Origin of the sequence: Kitasatospora sp. NPDC049285 (genome assembly GCF_040678815.1) — a bacterium.
Classification (GTDB): Bacteria; Actinomycetota; Actinomycetes; order Streptomycetales; family Streptomycetaceae; genus Kitasatospora.
The window spans coordinates 1-21,050 of the sequence record NZ_JBFAQR010000025.1; the positions used below are offsets into that span (position 1 = coordinate 1).

Sequence of the window (21,050 nt, forward strand, 5' to 3'; positions counted from 1 at the left end):
GTTGACTTTTGGCACGCTGTTGAGTTCTCAAGGAACGGACACTTCCTTCAGGCGGCCTTCCGACCGACCCTCCGGGCGCTTCGTTCTTTCGTGTTTCCAGCTTATCAGATCCGAGCTTGTGCTCTTTCCCGACTCGCTTTCGCCCTGGGGTTTCCCTTTGAAGGTTTTTCCCTTTCGGCGCCCCCGAACTCTAGCAGACTTATCCGGTCCGCATTTCCCAGTCGGAATTCGAATGGGCGCGCGACGGATCGCTCAGCAGGGTTTGGGGTTCCGCCTCCCGGTCACGGCCGGAAGAGGCGACTCGGACTACGTTAGGTGACGGATCCGGGAGAGTCAAACACGACGGGCCGGATCTGGCTGGATCCGGCCCGTCGTTGGTGGGTCAGCAGGTCAACTGGCGTGTGTTTCAAGCCACCTGATGGTCCGTTCGGGTTCGATCCGGACTCATGGGAACTCTCAACTACCTTCAGGCGCTGGTGAGTTCGATGGCGGCGAGGTTGCGCTTGCCGCGCCGGAGGACCAGCCAACGGCCGTGCAGCAGGTCGGAGTCGGCCGCGGTGGCCTCCTCGTCGGTGACCTTGGCGTTGTTGAGGTAGGCGCCGCCTTCCTTGATGGTGCGGCGGGCGGCGGAGCGGCTGGGGGCCAGGCCGCATTCGACCAGGAGGTCGACGAGCTGGCCGAGCTCGGTGACGGTGGCCTTGGGGACCTCGGCGAGGGCGGCGGCCAGGGTGTCGGACTCCAGGTCGGCGAGGTCGCCCTGGCCGAAGAGCGCCTTGGAGGCGGCGACGGCGCGCTCGTACTGGTCCGCGCCGTGGACGAGGGTGGTGAGTTCCTCGGCGAGGGCGCGCTGGGCGAGGCGCGCGGCGGGGCGGTCGGCGGTCTCGCGCTCCAGTTCCTCGATCTCCTCACGGGAACGGAAGGAGAAGATGCGCAGGAACTTGGCGACGTCGCGGTCGTCGGCGTTCAGCCAGAACTGGTAGAAGGCGTACGGGGTGGTGAGTTCGGGGTCGAGCCAGACGGTGCCGGACTCGGTCTTGCCGAACTTGGTGCCGTCGGCCTTGGTGATCAGCGGGGTGGCGAGGGCGTGCACGGACTTGCCGTCGGCCTTGCGGATCAGGTCGGTGCCGGCGGTGAGGTTGCCCCACTGGTCGCTGCCGCCGGTCTGCAGGGTGCAGTTGTGGCGGCGGTTCAGCTCCAGGTAGTCCATGCCCTGGAGGATCTGGTAGCTGAACTCGGTGTAGCTGATGCCGGCGTCCGAGTTGAGGCGGCGGGCGACCGCCTCCTTGGCGATCATGTTGTTGACCCGGAAGTACTTGCCGACGTCGCGCAGCAGGCTGATCGCCGACATGCCCGAGGTCCAGTCCAGGTTGTTGACCATGCGGGCGGCGTACGGGCCGTCGAAGTCGAGGAATCGGGAGATCTGGCCGCGCAGGCGGTCGACCCAGCCGGCCACCGTCTCGGGGTCGTTGAGGACGCGCTCGGCGGTGGGCTTGGGGTCGCCGATCAGGCCGGTGGCGCCGCCGACCAGGCCGAGCGGGAGGTTGCCGGCCTGCTGGATGCGGCGCATGGTCAGGATCTGGACCAGGTTGCCGAGGTGCAGGCTGGGCGCGGTCGGGTCGAAGCCGCAATAGAACGTGACCGGGCCGTCCGCGAACGCCTTGCGCAGTGCGTCCTCGTCAGTGGACAGGGCAATCAGCCCGCGCCACTGCAGCTCGTCGACGATGTCGGTCACGGTCCCGCTTCTCCTTCGGTCGGGGGTCCGGCGCGCCGGCGGCCCGTCGGGCCCGCGCCTGGACGACTCCAGCGTCGTAGAGCCTACGCGTTCCGGGCCAGGGGGTTTCCGCGCAGGGCGGGTGCCGGGCCGGGCGGGTCGGAAATTCCGTTGTCGGGCGGGGTGCGGGCGTTCAGAGTGGTGCCACCGCCGAGCGGCGGGGGGTGAGCACTGGAGGTGGCCCGGGATGCGCAACACATTGGTACTGAACGCGAGCTACGAACCGCTGACCACGGTGCCGCTGCGCCGCGCCGTGGTCTTGGTGCTCCAGGACAAGGCGGTGGTCGAGCAGGCGCATCCGCTGCGGGTGGTGCGGGGCACGGGCGTCCAGGTGCCGGTGCCGCGGGTGATCCGGCTGAACCGGTACGTGCGGGTGCCGTTCCGACAACAGGCGCCGTGGTCGCGGCGGGGCGTGCTGGCACGGGACCAGCACCGCTGCGCGTACTGCGGGCGGCGGGGCACCACGGTGGACCACCTGGTGCCGAAGTCGCGCGGTGGCGCGGACAGTTGGCTGAACACGGTGGCGGCCTGCGCGGAGGACAACCAGCGCAAGGCGGACCGGACGCCGGAGCAGGCGGGGATGCGGCTGCTGCGGCGGCCGTTCGAGCCGACGCCGGAGGCCACGTTGATGCTTGCGCTCGGGCTGCGGGCGGGCGAGCTCGGGGAGCTCGCCGCCTGGCTGCCGGCGAGCGCGTGAGAGGCCGACGGGCCCGACCTGATCAGGGGACAGGTCGGGCCCGTCTTCCATGTGGGCCGTGCGGTGGCTGACGGGGGGTCAGCCCTTGCTGGTGAAGCCGGTGGCGATGCCGAAGTTGGTGGAGTGCTCGGGGACCGCGACCAGGTGGCCGCCGCCGCTGAGCACCCGGCCCGCGCCGAGCAGCGAGCCGGTGCCCTGCGGGAAGGCGCCGCCCTGGGTCTCCTGGCCGCCGGCCAGTGCGAAGCGGCTGAGGTGGGCGGGCTGGTCGAGGCGTTCGTCGACGGCGAGCAGCAGGCCGCCCGCGTCGACGCCGGCGGGGCGGGCCTTGCCCTTCTCGGCGATGGGGGTGCGCCACTGCGGCTTGCCGGTGGTGAGGTCGTAGGCGGCGACGGCGGCGGGGCTGCCGCCGCCGCCGGGGACGACCCCGGTGAACATGGTGTGGTCGTGGAAGTAGACGCCGGGGACGGCGGCGAAGGTGCCGTGGGCGACGTCCAGCCGGCCGCCGCCCTCGACGGCGAGCGGGATCTCGACCGCCGGGTCGCCCTCGGCGCCCCAGGCGAAGACCCGGTCGTCGGCGGGCTGGGCGCCGGTGGTGAGCACCACGGCGGGTTCGGCGGAGAGCACGGTGACGGTCTTGGGCTGGTTGTTGAGGCCGCGCCAGTACTTGACCTTGCCGTCGGCGGCGTTGAGGGCGACGGCCTGGTCGACCGGGTTGGAGTCGGCGCAGCTGCTGTGCAGCAGGACGGTTGCGCCGCCGGCGCCGCCGGAGAGGGTGCAGTACTTGCCCTGGCCGGCGTACTGCCAGGCGTCCTTGCCGTCGGCGGCGGCCCAGGCGACGGCCTTGTCGTCGCCGATCGCGATCACCTTGTCGTCGGTGACGGCGACGTGCGCGGCGTAGTTCTCCTTGGCGTCGGAGAAGCCCTTGCTCCAGGCGGCCTTGCCGGTCTTGGTGTCGACGGCGACGGCGGTGCTGCAGGGGCTCTTGGGGTCGGCGCTGCCGCGGTAGACGACGGCGCCGAGGCCGGACGGGTTGACGGTGGGTGAGAGTCCGCAGGGGACGGCGCCGTCGGCGGGCGGGGCGAGGGTCCAGGCGGGCTTGCCGTCGGCGAGGGCGTAGGCGCGGACGCCGGTGGCGTCGGCGCGGACCACGGTGTCGGCGAGCAGCCAGCTGCCGGCGAGGGTGTCGTCGGCGCCCTGCGCGGCGGCGGGGTCGACGGCGGCGGTCCAGGCCTTGGTGTGGGCGACGGCGATGTTCTGGGTGGTTCCCTGGTCGCCCTTGGCGGTGGGCTTGTCGTCGCCGCCCGAGGTGGCGAGCACGCCGGCGGTGACCAGGACGGCGAGGGCGGCGACGCCGGCGCCGACCCGCACCGCGAGGGCGCGGCGGCCGAGGGCCGGCTTGCCGCCGCCGCGGCGGCGGCCGGCGGGGCTGTCGGCGGTGTCCTGGTAGATGGTTGACGTTCCGTCGGATCCGGGCGCGAAGGGGTCCGCGGCGCTGGTCTGCGGGTAGTCGGTGGCGGTGACCGGTCCGGGGTCGGTGGTCTGCGGGGCCGGCTCGGCCTGCTGCTGCCCGGGGGCGGCGGCGGTGTAGAGCTGGGCCGCCGGGTCCTGGTAGCCGGTGTGCTGCTGGTAGCCGTGGTTCGGGTCGGCGTAGGCCTGCTGCTGGTAGGCCTGGTCCTGGTAGGCCTGCGCGGGGTACGCCTGCTCGGCGTAGCCCTGCTGCTGGGGGAAGGGCTGCTGGTACGCCTGCTGCGGGTCCGCGTACAGCTGCTGCTCGCCGTAGACCTGCTGCTGGTAGTAGAGCTGGGTGTCGGGGTCCACGTATCCGGGCTGCTGGTAGCCGCCGTAGGCCTGCTGCTGCGGGTCCTGGTAGGCGGCCTGCTGCTCGCCGTAGACCTGCTGCTGCGGTGGGGGGTACCAGGGCTGCTGGTGGTCGTACCCGGGCGTCGTGGGGTCCTGAGCCATGCGTTCCGTCCGTCCCGACTGCGGTCTGGCAAGCAGCCAGCATCTCACGGTCGGGGCACGGGTTTTGCCGGAACTTTGCGGGCCCGGGGGTGGGCCGGGGTCAGGCGGTGGCCTCCAGGGCCTGGTCGATCAGGTGTGCGAGGGTGACGTCGAGGCTGGTCAGGCCGCCTGCGCTGTGGGTGGAGAGGACGAAGGTGAGGGTGCGCCAGCGGATGTCGATGTCGGGGTGGTGGTCGAGCCGCTCGGCCTGCTCGGCGACGGCGTCCACGACCCGGATCGCGGTGGGGAAGCTCGCGGTCTCGGCGGTGCGGGCGATGGCCTCTCCGGTGCGCTGCCAGTCCGGGAGTTCGGCGAGGGCGGCGGTGATCTGGTCCTCGGTCAGGCGGGTGCGGCTCATGGCGTGGCTCCGTCCGGTGCGGGAGGCGGCTTCCATCGCCGAGCCTACGTCGGGTCGCGGCGCGCCGGTCACAGGAAGAGCAGCTTGGTGACGGCGGCGAGGCCGACGACCACGATCAGTGCGCGCAGGGCGGGCGGGGGCAGCCGGCGGCCGACCTTGGCGCCGAGCACGCCGCCGAGGGTGGCGCCGACGGCGATCAGTGCGGCGGCGGTCCAGTCGATGGTGGAGGTGAAGACGAAGAAGACCGCGGCGACGCCGTTGACGATCAGCGCGAGGACGTTCTTGATGCCGTTGATGGTGTGCAGGTCGTCGGGGAGCAGCATGCCCATCAGGGCGAGCAGCAGGACGCCCTGGGCGGCGCCGAAGTAGCCGCCGTAGATGCCGGTGAGGCCGACGCAGACGGTGAGCAGCCAGCCGCCGTCGCCGGCCGGGCGGGCGGTGCCGGCGGCGCGGCGGGCGGCCATCGCGCGGGCGACCCGGGGCTGCAGCACGACCAGGACCAGCGCGGTGAGGATGAGGACCGGGACGATGGCGTCGAAGGCCTTGCTGGGCAGGGTGATCAGCAGGACGGCGCCGGTCAGGCCGCCGATCAGCGAGGCGGTGCCGAGGCGGAGCAGGCGGCGGCGCTGCGTGGCGAGTTCGGCGCGGTAGCCGAGGGCGCCGGCGAGCGAGCCGGGGGCGAGGCCGAGGGTGTTGGAGACGTTGGCGGTGACCGGGGGGAGGCCGACGGCCAGCAGGGTGGGGAAGGTGATCAGGGTGCCGGAGCCGACGATGGTGTTGATGGTGCCGGCGGCGACTCCGGCGAGCAGGACGGCGAGCGCCTCCCAGACTGTCATCTGCTTTCCCCTCGGTTGGTGCTGTCGGCCGGTTGATCATGCCGGACCGTCTCAGCGCTTGGCCAGGGGGCGTCCGCGATCCGGAACGCGCGCGGGCCCCGCCCGACGCGTGGTCGGACGGGGCCTGCGGGGCGGCTGACTACTCGTCGATCTTCGGGTACTCGCGGGTCGGCTCGACCCGCGGGCGGGCGGTCTTGTTCTCGGTGTCCACCGGACGCGGACCGCTGGCCGGGTCGACCGGGACGCGGCTGGCGGGCGGCGGGACGGCTGCCGCGCCACCACCGTTGCCGTTGCCGCCGGCCATGCCGGTGAAGGCGCCGCCGAGGCCCTTGAGCGCGTCGCCGACCTCGCTGGGGATGATCCACAGCTTGTTGGAGTCGCCCTGGGCGAGCTGCGGCAGGGTCTGCAGGTACTGGTAGGCGAGCAGCTTCTGGTCGGCGTCGCCCTCGTGGATGGCCTCGAAGACGGTGCGGATCGCGGCGGCCTCACCGTCGGCCTTGAGCACGGCGGCCTGCGCCTCACCCTCGGCCTGCAGCACGGCGGCCTGCTTCTCACCCTCGGCGCGCAGGATCTGGGCCTGCCGGGCGCCCTCGGCGGTGAGGATCGCGGCGCGCTTGTCGCGGTCGGCGCGCATCTGCTTCTCCATCGAGTCCTGGATGGAGGTCGGCGGCTCGATCGCCTTCAGCTCGACCCGGTTGACCCGGATGCCCCAGCGGCCGGTGGCCTCGTCGAGGACGCCGCGCAGGCCGGCGTTGATCACCTCACGGGACGTCAGGGTGGATTCCAGGTCCATCGAGCCGATGATGTTGCGCAGGGTGGTGACGGTGAGCTGCTCGATGGCCTGGATGTAGCTGGCCACCTCGTAGGTCGCCGCCCGCGGGTCGGTCACCTGGTAGTAGATGACGGTGTCGATGTTGACCACCAGGTTGTCCGAGGTGATCACCGGCTGCGGCGGGAACGGGACGACCTGCTCGCGCAGGTCGATCCGGTTGCGGATGGTGTCGATGAACGGGACGACGATGTTCAGGCCCGCGCTGAGGGTGCGGGTGTAGCGGCCGAAGCGCTCCACGATCGCCGCGCTCGCCTGCGGGATCACCTGGATCGTCTTGATCAGCGCGATGAAGGCCACCACGACCAGGACGACCAGCACGATGAGGACGGGTTCCAACGCTTCTCCCCTAGACGACCAGGGCGGTGGCGCCCTGGATTTCCACGACGTCGACCTGCTGCCCGGGTTCGAAGACCGCCCCCGGATTGAGCGCACGGGCCGACCAGATCTCGCCGTTGAGCTTGATCCGGCCGCCGTTCCCGTCGACTGTTTCCTGTACGACTGCGGTGGCGCCGGTGAGCGCCGCCACGCCCGTGCGGTACTCCGGGCCCTTGTTGAGCAGGCGGTAGGCGACCGGCCGGACGAACACCAGCAGCGCCGCCGACACCCCGACGAAGACCAGGAACTGGGGTACCACGCCGCCGCCCAGACCGGCCGTCAGCGCGGCGGCGCCGGCGCCGGCCGCGAACAGCGCGAACTCGGGCATCGCGGTGACCACCAGCGGTATGCCGAGGCCGACGGCGAGCAGAAGCCACCAGATCCAGTTGTCCACAGATCCATCCTAGGGAGGTGCGGGCTCTCCCCGTGTGGCTTCCCGCAGGTGGACGGGCGGAAACCGGCCGTATGTACGATCGGTTTCCGCCGCCGCGCCGAACGGCGGGAATCAGCCGAGCGGGAGGCCCTGCGCGGTCCACCGGTCGCCGTGCCGCTCGACGGTCAGCGGCAGGCCGAAGCAGTGCGACAGGTTGCGCGAGGTGAGCGCGGTCTCGATCGGACCGGCCGTCAGCACCTTGCCCTGACGGATCATCAGCACGTGGGTGACGCCGGGCACGATCTCCTCGACGTGGTGGGTGACCATCACCATGGACGGCGCGAACTCGTCCTGGGCGAGCGCGCCGAGCCGGCGCACCAGGTCCTCGCGGCCACCGAGGTCGAGGCCGGCGGCCGGCTCGTCGAGCAGCAGCAGCTCGGGGTCGGTCATCAGGGCGCGGGCGATCAGGGTGCGCTTGCGCTCGCCCTCGGAGAGGGTGCCGAACTTGCGGTCGGTGAACGCCGCCATGCCCATCCGGTCGAGCAGCACCAGCGCGCGGTCCTCGTCGGACTGCTCGTAGGTCTCCTGCCAGTGCGCGGTCATCCCGTACGCGGCGGTGAGGACGGTCTGCAGCACGGTCTGCTCCGGCGGGAGCTTGTCGAACATCGCGGCGCTGGCCAGGCCGACCCGGGCGCGCAGCTCGAAGACGTCGACGCTGCCGAGCTTCTCGCCGAGCACGGCCGCCTCGCCGGAGGTCGGGAACAGGTAGGTGGACGCGACCTGGAGGAGCGTCGTCTTGCCCGCGCCGTTCGGGCCGAGCACCACCCAGCGCTCGCCCTCCTTGACCGACCAGGACACGTGATCGACGAGTGCGCGACCCTCCCGGACCACGGAAACGTCCACCAGCTCCAGCACGTCGCTCATGCCTACGCCTTCCCCAAATGCAAGAATCCGGCCGTCCGTGGGACCTGCGGGTACGGTCCTTCGGGGTGCGGTCCACCTGTGTCAGGCCAAACCTACGCCACCCGCCTGGCCCGGTTGTCCGTAGGCTGGTCCGATGCTCGCCACTCCTGCCGACAATCCGTACCAAGAACCCCGTTCGGGACGCCTCACCGCGTGGGGCAACGCGCTGCTGGCCGGGGCCGCCTCCCCCGACGACGCGGTCACCGCGGTCCAGGGCGTCGACGACGCGCACCGCGTCACCGGGCTGCCCGGGGAGCCGCCGGACTCGCTGCACGGGCTGACCTGGGCGCTGGGCCGGCTGCGCGCCCAGGGCGTCACCGGCCTGCGCCTGGCCCTCCCGGTGGCCGGACACCCGCTCGGGCTGTGCGGGCCGCCCGCCTTCAACTCCCTTGCCATGGGCGCCGGCGAGGCCGTCCTCGCGGTCGGCGCCCCGCTCGGCCTGGTCCCCGAGGTCGAGGTGTACGGCCCGGCCGGCGACCAGGGCGTCCGGGTGCTGTGGCAGTGCCTGCCGGTCGACGACGGGCGGCCCGCGGACGTGCCGTCACTGGACGAGGCGGAACGCGAACTCGCCGACGGGCTGCGCGAGGCCACCGCGCTGCTGACCCGGCTCGACGTCGCCGGGGCCGGTCCGGAGACGCTGCGCGCGCTGGAGGCCTTCCGCCGCCGCGGCCACAGCGAGCTGCTAGCCCCCGGCTACCCGCCGCGCGCCGTACGGGTGCTGGAGTCCGCCCGGCAGGTCGCCGCGCTGCTGTCGATCGCCTCCGACGGGCACGGCGCAGCGGTCTCCGCCGCCGAGATGGCCGCCCGCCGGGAGATCCTCGCCCCCCTGGACCGCACCGCCCGCCGCGCCCAGGTAGCCGCCTACAACGCCGCGGTCGACGAACGCGGCTGACACCAGGTCACCCCTGGGGCGCAGCGCGGCTGAGGACGCGTCAGCCCTGGTGGCGGACGGCCCAGAGGGCGGCCTGGGTGCGGTCGGCGACGTCCAGTTTCATCAGGATGTTGGAGACGTGGGTCTTCACGGTCTTCTCGGACAGGTGCAGGGTGCGGGCGATCTCCCGGTTGGAGCGGCCGTCGGCGATGTGCGAGAGCACCTCGCGCTCGCGGTCGGTGAGGTTGCCGCCCCGGCCCTGCGGGACGGCCGGGGTGTCCTCGGCGAGCAGCGCGGCGGCCAGCTCCGGCTGCAGCAGCACGTGTCCGGAGTGCACCGAGCGGATCGCCCCGGCCAGCGCCTCCGGGTCGACGTCCTTGTACACGTAGCCGGCCGCGCCCGCCCGCAGCGCCGGGACCATGGTGCGGTGCTCGGTGAAGCTGGTGACGATCAGCACCCGGGCCCCGCTGCCGCGTTCGCGCAGCAGCCGGAGCGCCTCGATGCCGTCCACGTTCGGCATCTTCAGGTCCATCAGCACCACGTCGGGGGCGAGCGCGGCGGCCTGTTCGACCGCCTCCGCGCCGTCCGCGGCCTCCCCCACCACCTCGATGTCGTCCTGCACCTCCAGGAAGGTGCGCAGGCCGCGGCGGACCACCTGGTGGTCGTCCACCAGCAGCACGCGGATCGGTGACGTCGTGTCAGGCACCGGGGACCTCCAGTTCGACCAGGGTGCCCCGGCCCGGGGCGGATTCCAGGGTGAGCCGGCCGCCGACCGCGGCCGCGCGGTCGCGCATCGACACCAGGCCGAGGTGCCGGCCGGCCCGCCGCACCGACTCCGGGTCGAAGCCCCGGCCGTCGTCACGGACCGTCAGCAGCACCCCGCGGGTCGGGGTGGCGGTCAGGGTGACGGCGACCTGCCCGGCCTCCGCGTGGCGCAGCGCGTTGTGCAGCGCCTCCTGGGCGACCCGCAGCAGCGCCGCCTCCTGCGCGGCGGGCAGCGCCCGCACCCCGGTGGCGGTGAAGTGCACCTTGGCGGTGTGGGCGCGGTCCAGCACCTGGACCTGGGAGGCGAGGGTGGCGACCAGGCCGTCCTCCTCCAGCGCGGCGGGGCGCAACTCGATCACCACCGCGCGCAGTTCGTCGGCCGCCTCGGCGGCCAGCCGGGCCACCTCGGCGAGTTCGGCGCGGGCCCGGGCGGGGTCGCGGTCGACGAGCTTCGCGGCGGCGCGGGCGGTGAGCCGCAGCGAGAACAGTTTCTGCGACACCGCGTCGTGCAGGTCGTGGGCGATCCGGGCCCGCTCGCCGGAGAGGGTCAGTTCGCGGCTGCGCTCGTACAGGCGGGCGTTGGCGAGGGCGAGGGCGGCGTGCGCGACCAGGATGCGCAGCAGTTCCTCGTCCTGGTCGGTGAAGCCGCCCGGCTTGTTGGCCAGGAACAGCGCACCGGCGATCTCGCCCTCGTCCATGATCGGCATGCCGAGGAAGTCGGTGAGTTCGGGGTGCGCGTCCGGCCAGCCGCCGAAGTCGGGAGCGGTGCGGACGTCGCCGAGCCGGGTCGGGCCGCGGTCGTGCAGCATCGTCGCCAGCACCCCGTGCTGGCGGGGCAGCGGTCCGATCGCGCGCCACTGCTCGTCGCTGACGCCGTCGACCACGAACTGGGCGAAGCCGCCGTGGTCGTCCGGGAGGCCGAGGGCGGCGTACTCGGCGCCGAGCAGGGTGCGCGCGGAGGCGGTGATCCGCTGCAGCACCTCCCGCACCTCCAGCGGGCGGCTCATCGCGAGGACGGCGGCGCTCACCGCCTCGATCGCGCGAAGCGACGGGTCGCGTCCCGGGGTGTCCATACCGCCACACGCTACCCCGGTGATCACGCCCGCCGCCTCGGCCGCAGGACCTACGTCGTAGGTCAGAGCGGCTAGCCCTTCTGCATGACCTCCGGCTCGTGGCGCTTCTGGAAGCGCTGGATGGCGAAGGCCAGACCCACCGAGATCACGATCATCGCGATCCAGTTGAGGATCATGTAGCCGATCGAGTGGTCCCACAGCGGGTCGACCGGGGAGGTCTCCGGCGGGCGGGCCACCACGACCGGGGAGATGTGCGCGAGGTCGAGCGTGTTGCCGCTGGCGGCGACGCCCCAGCGGGCGGGCATCAGCCAGGCGAACTGCTCCAGGCCGGGCTTGTCGAAGAGCTGGAAGATCGCGCCGGTGAAGACCATCTGCACGATGGCGAACATCACCAGCAGCGGCATCGTCTTCTCGGCGGTCTTCACCAGCGAGGAGATCGCCAGGCCGACCATCATCGAGGAGAAGCTCAGCAGGATCACGCCGATCGCCATCTCGGCGGCCGGCATGTGCTTCAGCAGCAGGCCCTCGGCGGGCAGGGTGCGGACCTTGAAGGCGATCGCCGAGATGATGCCGCCCTGCAGGAAGCTGATCGCGCCCAGCACGATGATCTTCGACAGCAGGTACGCGGACCGGGAGAGCCCGGTGGCGCGTTCGCGTTCGTAGATCGCCCGTTCCTTGATCAGCTCACGGACCGAGTTGGCCGAGCCGGACAGGCAGGCGGAGAACGCCACCACCATCAGGATCAGCCGGGCGACGTCGTTGCGGCCGTTGCCGCACGGTGCCAGGCCGCACTTGTCGGGGATCACCGCGGAGACCGCGCCGAGCACCAGCGGCAGCAGCACCGACAGCGCGATGAAGCCCTTGTCGGAGGCGATCACCGACAGGTAGCGGCGGATCAGCGTCCACAGCTGGGAGCCCCAGCTCTGCGGCTTCGATGGACGCATCTGGGCGTGCACGTTGGGCTGCGCCTGGGTGGCCACCGCGTCCACGTCGGCCGAGTACTGCCGGTGGTGCACCGAGTTGCGGTAGCGCCCGGCCCAGTCGTGGTCGGGGTAGTTCTCGAACGCCTGGAAGACGTCCGCCCAGGTCTCGTACCCGAAGAAGTGCAGCGCCTCGCCGGGCGGGCCGAAGTACGCCACCGAGCCGCCCGGGGCCATCACCAGCAGCCGGTCGCAGAGCGCGAGTTCGGCGACCGAGTGGGTGACCACCAGGACGGTGCGGCCGTCGTCGGCGAGGCCGCGCAGGGTCTGCATCACCTCGCGGTCCATGCCCGGGTCGAGGCCGGAGGTCGGCTCGTCCAGGAAGATCAGCGACGGCTTGGTGAGCAGCTCCAGGGCGACCGAGACGCGCTTCTGCTGGCCGCCGGAGAGCGCGGTGATCCGGTTGTCGGCGCGCTTGTCCAGGCGCAGCTCGTACAGCACCTCGTCGATCCGGCGCTCGCGCTCGGCCGACTCGGTGTCGCCGGGGAAGCGCAGCCGGGCCGCGTACTTGAGCGCGGTGCGGACGGTCAGCTCCTTGTGCAGGATCTCCGACTGCGGCACCAGGCCGATCCGGGACCGCAGTTCGGCGAACTGCCGGTACAGGTTGCGGCCGTCGTACAGCACCTCGCCGCGGTCGGCGGGCCGGTAGCCGGTCAGCGCGCGCAGCAGGGTCGACTTGCCGGAGCCGGACGGGCCGATCACCGCGACCAGCGACTTCTCCGGGACGGAGAAGCTCACGTCGTTGAGCAGGATCTTCTTGCCGCCCTTGTGCTCCACCTCCACCGTCAGGTGGTGCGCGGAGAAGGTGACGGCGCCGTTGTCGACGAACTCCTGCAGCTGGTCGCCGACCAGCACGAAGGAGGAGTGGCCGACGGTGAGCCGGTCCTGCGGGCCCATCAGCTGGCGCTGCACCGGCTGGCCGTTCAGGAAGATCCCGTTGTGGCTGCCGAGGTCGACGATCTCCCAGCGCCCGTCCGGCAGTTGCCGCAGCTCGGCGTGGTGCCGGGAGACCTGCAGGTCGGAGACGACGATGTCGTTGTCCAGCGCGCGGCCGATCCGGATGGTGCGCATCCCGGCGGCCAGGCTGCGCACCATGGTCGGGTTGCCCAGACCGCCGCCCTGCTGCGGCTGCCCGCCGAGCGGGTGGACCGGAGGCTGCGGCTGGACCGGCGGCTGACCCGGCGTCACCGGCGGCTGCTGGTACGGCGCCTGCGGCGGCACGGCCGGCTGCTGCACCGGCGCGCTCTGCTGCTGCGGGAAGCCGGGCCGCGGGGTGGGGGCGTCCCAGCTCTGCGGGATCGGCTGCTGCACCGGCGGCGGCCGGTGGCCCTGCGGCGCGGCCGGCCCGCCCGGGAACGGCTGCTGCTGGTACGGCGCCTGCTGCCCGGGGGTGGCCCGGCTGGTGGCGGCCTCGTGGATGTCGCTGGGCGCGGCCGGCGCGCCGGCCGGGGCGCTGAACGCCAGCCGGGGCCCGTTCTGCCCGTTTCCGAGGTGGATCACCCCGCCCGGGTGGACGGCGGTCTGCGCGACCCGGGCGCCGCCCACGAAGGTGCCGTTGGTGGAGCCGTGGTCGGTGAGCTGCCAGCCGGTGCCGTCGAAGGTCAGGCTGGCGTGCCGCCAGGAGACCCTGGCGTCGTCGAACGGGAAGTCCGAGTTCGGGTCGCGCCCGATGGTGTAGGACCGGCCGGGCTCCAGAACCCGCTGCCGGCCGTCAATCTCTAGTACGAGTTGCGGCAACTGTCCGCCCGCCCCGCTCTCCGGCCCCAGGATGTGCATCTGACGGGGGGAATCATTCCAGCCGCCGCGCTCCCCTCGAAAGTCGGGCCGCTGGACTGTGACCGCCCGGCAACACTGTCCGGAGCATGTCGCAAAGGGCCTACGGGTGTCCGGCGGGGGTACGCCCGGCGTCCCACGGGGCGGACGGGTGGCGTGGCCGCGCGGGCGGGCCCGGTAGCGTGGGACGCACCATGAACGGAACAGATCCGGCCGCTCAGGCCCTCCCCGCCGCCCCGTCCCGGAGCTCCGAGGACGAGCGCACGCTGCTGGTCAAGGTGTTCGGCAAGGACCGCCCGGGCATCACCGCGGGCTTGTTCACCACCCTGGCGGACTTCGGCGTCGAGGTCATCGACATCGAGCAGGTGGTCACCCGGGGCCGGATAACGCTGTGCGCCCTGGTCACCCCGCCGCCCGCGCCGGGCGTCGAGGGCACCCTGCGGGTCACCGTCCACCGCTGGGCGGAGGAGAACCGCCTGCAGGCCGAGATCATCTCCGGCACCGGCGACAACCGCCCGCGCCGCGAGGGCCGTTCGCACGTCACCGTGCTCGGCCACCCGCTCACCGCCGCCGCCGTCGCCGCACTCACCAGCCGGGTCTCCGCCGCGGGCGGCAACATCGACCGCGTGTTCCGCCTCGCCAAGTACCCCGTGACCGCGGTCGAGCTGGCCGTCTCCGGCGTCCCCACCGAGGAACTGCGCACCGTGCTGGCCGCCGAGGCCGCCGCCCAGCGCGTGGACATCGCCGTGGTGAAGGCCGGACTGCACCGCCGGGCCAAGCGCCTGGTGGTGATGGACGTCGACTCCACGCTGATCCAGGACGAGGTGATCGAGCTGTTCGCCGCCCACGCGGGCTGCGAGGAGCAGGTCGCCGAGGTGACCGCGCAGGCGATGCGCGGCGAACTGGACTTCGCCGAGTCGCTGCGCGCCCGCGTCGCCTTGCTGGCCGGCCTGGACGCCACCGTCACCGAGAAGGTCCGGGCCGAGGTCCGCCTCACCCCCGGCGCCCGCACCCTGATCCGCACCCTGAAGCGACTCGGCTACCAGGTGGCGATCGTCTCCGGCGGCTTCACCCAGGTCACCGAGCACCTGGTCGAACGCCTCGGCCTGGACTTCGCGGCGGCCAACACCCTCGAGGTGGTCGACGGCCGCTTCACCGGCCGGGTCACCGGCGAGATCGTCGACCGCGCCGGCAAGGCCCGCTGGCTGGCCCGCTTCGCCGAACAGGCCGGCGTGCCGCTGGAGCAGACGGTGGCGATCGGCGACGGCGCGAACGACCTCGACATGTTGAACGCGGCCGGCCTGGGCGTGGCGTTCAACGCCAAGCCGGTGGTGCGGGAGCAGGCCGACACCGCGGTCAACGTGCCGTTCCTCGACACCGTGCTCTACCTGCTCGGCGTCACCCGGGAAGAGGTCGAGGCGGCGGACGAGCTGGACGGGGCCACTGACCACTGAGGGGGCATTTCAGGGGCTCGGAGAACTGCGAGGCGAGTGTCTGACGGTCTCGGCTTGGCTGGTGGTTTTTGGAGACCTCCATGCGCCCGGACCTCGCAGCGCCCTCGTACCCCCACCGTCACGCACTCCCGCCGTTCCCCGGGCCCCTGAAGGGCCCCGGAGGGCCCCTTTCGGGGCTCTCAGTCTTGGGGGAGGAAGTAGGAGTCGAGCCGGGCGATTCCGGGTTCGACCTGCTTCCAGGAGGCGTTGAGGCTCAGGACGGCGACTGCGGCCGGGGGGAAGCCGTTGAGGCGCAGGCGGTTGAGGGCCTCCGTGTCGCCCTCGTCGCCGGCCAGGACCTGGGTGAGGCCGAGGACGCCGGGGTTGTGGCCGACCAGCAGGAGGTCGGTGTGCTCCTCGGGGGTCTCCTGGATCACTTCGATCAGCTGCCCGGGCTGGGCTTCGTAGACCCGGTCCTCGTAGACCGTCCTGCGGGGCCGCTTGGGCAGCTCGTGCGCGACCAGCTTCCAGGTCTCGCGGGTGCGCAGGGCGTCGGAGCAGAGCACGTGGTCGGGATTGATCCCGGAGTCGGTGAGCCAGCGGCCCGCGTCCGTGGCCTGCCCGCGTCCGCGGTCGGCCAGCGGCCGCTCGTGGTCGGTGACCTGGTTGGGCCAGTCGGCCCGGGCATGGCGGAGAACGATGATCCTACGAGGAGTGTCGGCGCTCATACCCCTAGAGCTTCGCAGAAAACCGCCGCCGGGTCGCGTGGTCCGCGAAGCTGCCACCCGCAGGGGTGGCGGCTTCGGCAAAGGGCCCCGAACTGCGGGTCAGCCCAGGTTCCGGGCGACGGTGGCCACGATCGAGATGACCACCACGATCGCGGCGATCAGGCCGAGCATCTGCAGCAGCTTCTTCTGGCCGTTCTGGGGGTTCGGGTCGAGTACGGGCATGCCCGCGAGCCTAGCCGACGACCTCGTCCTCGATGTGCCGGGCCCTGGCCGCCCGCAGGCCGACCAGGATCTGCGGCACCAGCAGCGCGGCCAGCAGGCCCAGCGGCAGGTACCAGTCGCCGGTGCGCTGGTACAGCGCGCCGACCAGGATCGGGCCGGGGATGGAGATCAGGTAGCCCACACTCTGCGCGAACGCGGACAGCTGGGTCACCCCGCCGGGGGTGCGGGCGCGCAGGCCGAGCATGGTCAGCGCGAGCGGGAAGGCGCACATCGACAGGCCCACCAGCACCGCCCACAGCCACGGCACCGTCCCGGCCGCGAACAGCAGGCCCAGGAAGCCGGTGATCCCGCACAGCCCCAGCGCCACCACGTACCGGCGCTGGTCGCCGCGGCGGGCGGCCAGGTTGGGCAGCAGGAAGGAGACCGGGACGCTGATCGCCATCACCACCGCGAGCAGCACGCCGGACGCCGACTCGGAGACCCCGGCGTCCTGGTAGATCTTCGGCAGCCAGCCCATCGCGCTGTACGCGCTGGTCGACTGCAGTCCGAAGAACGCGGCCAGCGCCCACGCGGTGCGGCTGCGGACGATCGGCAGCCGGGTGTGCGCACCGGCCGCGGTCCGGCCGCCGCGCTCCCGGCGCAGGAACCACACCACCAGCCAGATCCCGAGCGCGGCGACCGCCAGCACGCCCCACAGCCCGAGGCCGACCCGCCAGCTGCCGCCCAGCGCGCTGGTCAGCGGCACGGTCGCGGCGGCCGCCAGCGAGGTACCGACCGACAGCGCCATCGAGTAGAGGCCGATCATCGGGGCGACCCGGTCCGGGAAGTACCGCTTGATCACCACCGGCAGCAGCACGTTCGCCAGCGCCACCCCGGCCAGTGCCACCGCGGTCAGCAGCAGGAACAGCGCGGCGGACCCGGTGAACGAGCGGGCCAGCACGCCCGCGGCGATCGCCCCCATGCCCGCGGTCACCACGGTGAGCGGGCCCATCCGGCGGGCCAGCGAAGGCGCCGCGAAGCCCACCGCGGCGAAGCACAGCGGCGGCACGGCGGTCAGCAGGCCCGCCATGGTCGCGCTCATCCCCAGGTCCTCGCGGACCCGGTCGAGCAGCGGCCCGAGGCTGGTCACCACCGGGCGCAGGTTGAGCGCGGCGGCGGCCACCGCCACGGCGAGCAGCACGGCGGCGCCGCCGCTGCGGGCGGGGGCGGACGAGGGGAGGTCGACGGTCTTCGGCTGGGTGGCGGTGCGGTCGGCTGCGGTCGGCATGGGCGTAATCATAGAATCATGGGATGACTTATCGCACGCCGGTATCCTGATGACGTAGACCACAGAAGGAGTCCGACCTTGGCGCTGTCGACCACTCGCCGCACCCCGCTCTCCGACCAGGTGATCGCCCAGCTGCGCTCGCAGATCACCTCGGGCGAATGGCCGGTCGGCTCACGCATCCCCACCGAGGCGGAACTGGTCGACCAGCTCGGCGTCGCCCGCAACACCATTCGCGAGGCCGTCCGAGCGCTCGCCCACAACGGGCTGCTCGACATCCGCCAGGGCTCCGGTACCTACGTCCTCGCCACCAGCGAACTCGCCGGCGTGATGCACCGTCGGTTCGCCGACGCCGACCAGGACCAGGTCGCCGAGCTGCGCGCCACCCTGGAGACCTCGGCCGCGGGCTTCGCCGCGGTCCGCCGCACCGCACGCGACCTCGAACTGCTCGGCTCGGCACTCGAGCGACGCGATGCCGCCTGGCACGCGGGCGACCCGGAGGACTTCATCCAGGCCGACGCCGCATTCCACCAGGCCGTCGTCGCCGCGGCCCACAACGACGTCCTCGCCGCGGTCTACGCCGACCTCGGCGAAGTCCTCCGCGCCCACCTCCGCCACGACGTCGGCCCCGCCCTGCTCCCCCACCGCTGGGTCCCGCACACCGCCATCCTCGACGCCATCCGCGACGGCGACCCCGAACGCGCCTCCACCGAAGCGGGCCGCGCGATCGGCTTCTGCAAGACGGAAAAGTGATGCACTCAGGGAGACCACAACAGGGGCCCTGGGGGCATCCCCCCAGAGCCCCTGACTACCTACCCGTGTGCCTCAGGCGCCGATGGCGTGCAACCCGCCGTCCACGTGGACGATCTCGCCGGTGGTCTTCGGGAACCAGTCGCTGAGCAGGGCGACCACGCCGCGGCCGGCCGGCTCGGGGTCGGTGAGGTCCCACTTGAGCGGGGAGCGGGTCTCCCAGGTGGCGGCGAGGGCCGGGAAGCCGGGGATCGACTTGGCGGCCATCGTGCCGAGCGGGCCGGCCGAGATCAGGTTGCAGCGGATGTCGCGCTCGCCGAGGTAGCGGGCGAGGTAGCGGTTGGTCGACTCGAGGGCGGCCTTCGCCGGGCCCATCCAGTCGTACTGCGGCCAGGCGAACTGCGCGTCGAAGGTCAGGCCGACCACCGAGCCGCCGTCCTGCATGAGCGGGAGGAGCGCCATGGTGAGGGACTTCAGCGAGTACGCGGAGACCTGCATGGCGGTGGCGACGGACTCCCACGGGGTGTCGAGGAAGTTGCCGCCGAGCGCGTCCTGCGGGGCGAAGCCGATGGAGTGGACGATGCCGTCCAGGGTGGGCAGGTGCTCGCGGACCTGGTCGGCGATGCCGGCCAGCTGCTCCGCGCTGGAGACGTCGAGCTCGAGGACCGTGACCGGCTTCGGCAGCTTCTTGGCGATGCGCTCGGTGAGGCTGGGCCGGGGGAAGGCGGTGAGGATGATCTCGGCGCCCTGCTCCTGGGCGAGCTTCGCGGTGTGGAAGGCGATGGAGGACTCCATCAGCACGCCGGTGATCAGGATGCGCTTGCCTTCGAGAATTCCAGTCATGGTCAGTGACCCATGCCCAATCCGCCGTCCACGGGAATGACGGCACCAGTGATGTACGCGGCCTCGTCGGAGGCCAGGAACCGCACGGCCGAGGCGATCTCGGCGGGCGCGGCGTAGCGGCCCAGCGGGACGCCGGAGACGATCTCCTTGCGGCGCTCCTCGCTGAGCACTGCGGTCATGTCGGTGTCGACGAAGCCGGGCGCCACCACGTTGATGGTGATGTTGCGGGAGCCCAGTTCGCGGGCGAGCGAGCGGGCGAACCCGACCAGGCCGGCCTTGGAGGCGGCGTAGTTGGCCTGGCCCGCCGAGCCGCTCAGGCCGACGACCGAGGAGATCAGCACGACGCGGCCCTTGCGCGCGCGCAGCATCTTCGCGGCGGCCCGCTTGACCGTCCGGAAGGTGCCGGTGAGGTTGGTCTCGAGGACGGACGTGAAGTCCTCCTCGGACATGCGCAGCAGCAGGGTGTCCCGGGTGATGCCGGCGTTGGCGACCAGGACCTCGACCGGGCCGTGCGCGGCCTCGATCTCGGTGTACGCGGCCTCGACCTGCGCGGCGTCGGTGATGTCGGCGCGGACCGCGAGGACGTCGTACTTGGCCAGCTCCGCGGGGACCTCGCCCGAACGGCTGGTGATGGCGACCTTGTCGCCCGCCTCGGCGAAGGCCAGCGCGATGGCCAGGCCGATGCCCCGGTTACCTCCGGTGACGAGTACCGAGCGGCTCAACGGTCCACCTTCTCTCTAGATGTGCGCGCGGGCGACGTGCGCGCATACGCCACCTGCGACGCTATCGGTAGGGTGCGAGCTTGGGCGAAGCGGCCTCCGACAGGCGCGCCGGGCGAGATCTGTGGCAATCCGACAATGGGTGGCCCGGTCCGGGGCGGGAACGCGGAGTGCTCGGCGGCCGTTGGCCCGGAGGCGTGTCGGAGAGTCCGGGCGCCGAAGAGCGAGCCGATCGGAGCGGACGCGATGAGTGGTGCAGACCCTGGCCGGTCGGGCCGTCGGGCACTGGTGCTGGCGGCGGGGCTGGCGGTGGCGGGCGCCGCGGCGTGGGCGCTGCGCGGGCTGCCGGCGCAGTTCGGGCGCCGTCCCGACCCGCTGGACGTGCGGGTGCGCACCTCGCCGCAGTTCCGGGACGGGGTGTTCCACAACGCGCCGTCCGAGCTGGCCAGGTCCGCGCCGGGCTTCCCGGACTCGGCGACGCTGCGGCGGATGCTGTTCGAGCGGGACGGCCGGGTGCCGGAGCTGCCGGTGCCGGTGGTCCGCCCGGAGCCGGTGGAGCAGGCCTCGGACGGGGTGGCGGTGACCTGGTTCGGGCACGCCTCGGCGCTGCTGGAGGTCGAGGGCAGCCGGGTGCTGGTGGACCCGATCTGGTCGGACCGCTGCTCGCCCTCGCACCTGGCGGGCCCGAAGCGGCTGCACCCGGTGCCGGTGGAGCTGGCGGCGCTGCCGCCGGTGGACGCGGTGCTGATCTCGCACGACCACTACGACCACCTGGACCTGGACACCGTGCAGCAGCTGGTCGAGCTGCAGTCGGCGCCGTTCGCGGTGCCGCTGGGCATCGGCGGGCACCTGCGCCGCTGGGGCGTGCCGGAGCACCGGATCATCGAGCTGGACTGGGACGAGACCTGCACGCTCGGCGAGCTGACGCTGACGCTGACCGCCGCGCACCACTTCTCCGGCCGCGGCCTGACCCGGAACACCACGCTGTGGGGCTCGTGGGTGATCGCCGGGCAGCAGCGCAAGGTGTTCTTCACCGGCGACTCCGGCTACTTCGAGGGCTTCGCCCGGGTCGGCGAGCAGCACGGCCCGTTCGACGCGGCGCTGATGGCGATCGGCGCGTACGACGACGCCTGGGCGGACATCCACCTCAACCCGGAGGAGGCGGTCCGGGCGCACCTGGAGCTGCGCGGCGGGTTGCTGCTGCCGGTGCACTGGTGCACGTTCAACCTGGCGCCGCACCGCTGGGCGGAGCCGGTGGAGCGGCTGCTGGCGGAGGCGAAGGCGCAGGGCGTGCCGCTGGCGGTGCCGCGGCCGGGTCAGCGGGTCGAGGTGGCCAACCCGCCGGAGTTGGACGGCTGGTGGGAGGCACTGGCCTGACGGTCCGTCAGGGCGCGCGGGGATAATTGCTGGCCGAAACCGCGCT

Annotated in this window: 20 protein-coding genes; 5 read left to right on the forward strand and 15 right to left on the reverse strand. The window is 72.5% G+C overall.

The genetic code is table 11. The features are described from left to right. Positions 1-466 precede the first annotated feature (466 nt). A complete protein-coding gene (tyrS, locus tag AB0K51_RS17905) occupies positions 467-1,732 on the reverse strand; it encodes a tyrosine--tRNA ligase (RefSeq protein WP_363455882.1) in 1,266 nt (421 codons plus the stop codon). A gap of 226 nt (positions 1,733-1,958) precedes the next feature. On the opposite strand from tyrS, the gene AB0K51_RS17910 reads away from it, so the two are divergent. Continuing rightward, the gene (locus AB0K51_RS17910; RefSeq protein ID WP_363455885.1) at positions 1,959-2,468 is read left to right on the forward strand and encodes an HNH endonuclease; all 510 of its coding nucleotides are present in this window, start codon (positions 1,959-1,961) and stop codon (positions 2,466-2,468) included. A gap of 78 nt (positions 2,469-2,546) precedes the next feature. Here AB0K51_RS17910 and AB0K51_RS17915 read toward each other — a convergent pair whose 3' ends face one another. From AB0K51_RS17915 to AB0K51_RS17940, 6 genes are all read right to left on the reverse strand, one after another. Then, the gene (locus AB0K51_RS17915) at positions 2,547-4,430 is read right to left on the reverse strand and encodes a PQQ-binding-like beta-propeller repeat protein (RefSeq protein ID WP_363455888.1); all 1,884 of its coding nucleotides are present in this window, start codon (positions 4,428-4,430) and stop codon (positions 2,547-2,549) included. 100 nt (positions 4,431-4,530) lie between these two features. Further along, a complete protein-coding gene (locus tag AB0K51_RS17920; protein ID WP_363455890.1) occupies positions 4,531-4,827 on the reverse strand; it encodes a 4a-hydroxytetrahydrobiopterin dehydratase in 297 nt (98 codons plus the stop codon). A 68-nt stretch (positions 4,828-4,895) separates the two neighbouring features. Then, positions 4,896-5,663 (reverse strand): sulfite exporter TauE/SafE family protein, encoded by a 768-nt coding sequence (locus AB0K51_RS17925; protein ID WP_363455893.1) that lies wholly within the window; start codon positions 5,661-5,663, stop codon positions 4,896-4,898. Positions 5,664-5,802: 139 nt separating this feature from the next. Beyond that, positions 5,803-6,831, reverse strand: coding sequence for an SPFH domain-containing protein (locus AB0K51_RS17930; protein ID WP_363455896.1), 1,029 nt, complete (start codon positions 6,829-6,831; stop codon positions 5,803-5,805). A gap of 10 nt (positions 6,832-6,841) precedes the next feature. Then, positions 6,842-7,252: an NfeD family protein gene (locus AB0K51_RS17935; protein ID WP_363456104.1), complete on the reverse strand. Its 411-nt coding sequence runs from the start codon at positions 7,250-7,252 to the stop codon at positions 6,842-6,844. A gap of 123 nt (positions 7,253-7,375) precedes the next feature. Further along, complete coding sequence (locus tag AB0K51_RS17940; RefSeq protein WP_363455899.1) at positions 7,376-8,167, reverse strand: ABC transporter ATP-binding protein; 792 nt, start codon at positions 8,165-8,167, stop codon at positions 7,376-7,378. A gap of 133 nt (positions 8,168-8,300) precedes the next feature. Here AB0K51_RS17940 and AB0K51_RS17945 point away from each other — a divergent pair, with 133 nt between their 5' ends. Beyond that, positions 8,301-9,098, forward strand: a complete 798-nt coding sequence (locus AB0K51_RS17945) for a hypothetical protein (RefSeq protein ID WP_363455902.1) — start codon at positions 8,301-8,303, stop codon at positions 9,096-9,098. A 40-nt stretch (positions 9,099-9,138) separates the two neighbouring features. On the opposite strand, the gene AB0K51_RS17950 is transcribed toward AB0K51_RS17945, so the two are convergent. From AB0K51_RS17950 to AB0K51_RS17960, 3 genes are all read right to left on the reverse strand, one after another. After that, entirely contained in the window at positions 9,139-9,783 is a 645-nt protein-coding gene (locus AB0K51_RS17950) for a response regulator transcription factor (RefSeq protein WP_363455905.1), read from the reverse strand. Continuing rightward, positions 9,776-10,915, reverse strand: a complete 1,140-nt coding sequence (locus AB0K51_RS17955; RefSeq protein WP_363455908.1) for a GAF domain-containing sensor histidine kinase — start codon at positions 10,913-10,915, stop codon at positions 9,776-9,778. Before AB0K51_RS17955 ends, AB0K51_RS17950 begins: the two co-directional genes overlap by 8 nt. A gap of 71 nt (positions 10,916-10,986) precedes the next feature. Beyond that, complete coding sequence (locus AB0K51_RS17960; RefSeq protein WP_363455911.1) at positions 10,987-13,671, reverse strand: FHA domain-containing protein; 2,685 nt, start codon at positions 13,669-13,671, stop codon at positions 10,987-10,989. A 191-nt stretch (positions 13,672-13,862) separates the two neighbouring features. Here AB0K51_RS17960 and serB point away from each other — a divergent pair, with 191 nt between their 5' ends. Then, positions 13,863-15,122, forward strand: coding sequence for a phosphoserine phosphatase SerB (serB, locus tag AB0K51_RS17965; protein WP_363455913.1), 1,260 nt, complete (start codon positions 13,863-13,865; stop codon positions 15,120-15,122). A 179-nt stretch (positions 15,123-15,301) separates the two neighbouring features. On the opposite strand, the gene AB0K51_RS17970 is transcribed toward serB, so the two are convergent. The 3 genes from AB0K51_RS17970 to AB0K51_RS17980 all read right to left on the reverse strand — a co-directional run bounded on the left by AB0K51_RS17970 (position 15,302) and on the right by AB0K51_RS17980 (position 17,318). Beyond that, complete coding sequence (locus tag AB0K51_RS17970) at positions 15,302-15,829, reverse strand: histidine phosphatase family protein (protein WP_363455916.1); 528 nt, start codon at positions 15,827-15,829, stop codon at positions 15,302-15,304. A 99-nt stretch (positions 15,830-15,928) separates the two neighbouring features. Further along, positions 15,929-16,051: an SGM_5486 family transporter-associated protein gene (locus tag AB0K51_RS17975; RefSeq protein WP_363455918.1), complete on the reverse strand. Its 123-nt coding sequence runs from the start codon at positions 16,049-16,051 to the stop codon at positions 15,929-15,931. Positions 16,052-16,061: 10 nt separating this feature from the next. Continuing rightward, positions 16,062-17,318 carry an MFS transporter gene (locus AB0K51_RS17980; protein WP_363455921.1) on the reverse strand — a complete coding sequence of 419 codons (1,257 nt, stop codon included), beginning with the start codon at positions 17,316-17,318 and terminating at the stop codon, positions 16,062-16,064. Positions 17,319-17,396: 78 nt separating this feature from the next. On the opposite strand from AB0K51_RS17980, the gene AB0K51_RS17985 reads away from it, so the two are divergent. Further along, the gene (locus AB0K51_RS17985; RefSeq protein ID WP_363455924.1) at positions 17,397-18,068 is read left to right on the forward strand and encodes a FadR/GntR family transcriptional regulator; all 672 of its coding nucleotides are present in this window, start codon (positions 17,397-17,399) and stop codon (positions 18,066-18,068) included. Positions 18,069-18,140: 72 nt separating this feature from the next. On the opposite strand, the gene fabI is transcribed toward AB0K51_RS17985, so the two are convergent. Further along, entirely contained in the window at positions 18,141-18,908 is a 768-nt protein-coding gene (fabI, locus tag AB0K51_RS17990) for an enoyl-ACP reductase FabI (protein ID WP_363455926.1), read from the reverse strand. A gap of 2 nt (positions 18,909-18,910) precedes the next feature. After that, positions 18,911-19,630: a 3-oxoacyl-[acyl-carrier-protein] reductase gene (gene fabG / locus AB0K51_RS17995; RefSeq protein WP_363455929.1), complete on the reverse strand. Its 720-nt coding sequence runs from the start codon at positions 19,628-19,630 to the stop codon at positions 18,911-18,913. A gap of 243 nt (positions 19,631-19,873) precedes the next feature. Here fabG and AB0K51_RS18000 point away from each other — a divergent pair, with 243 nt between their 5' ends. Beyond that, a complete protein-coding gene (locus AB0K51_RS18000) occupies positions 19,874-21,004 on the forward strand; it encodes an MBL fold metallo-hydrolase (protein ID WP_363455932.1) in 1,131 nt (376 codons plus the stop codon). The last annotated feature ends 46 nt before the right edge of the window (positions 21,005-21,050 follow it).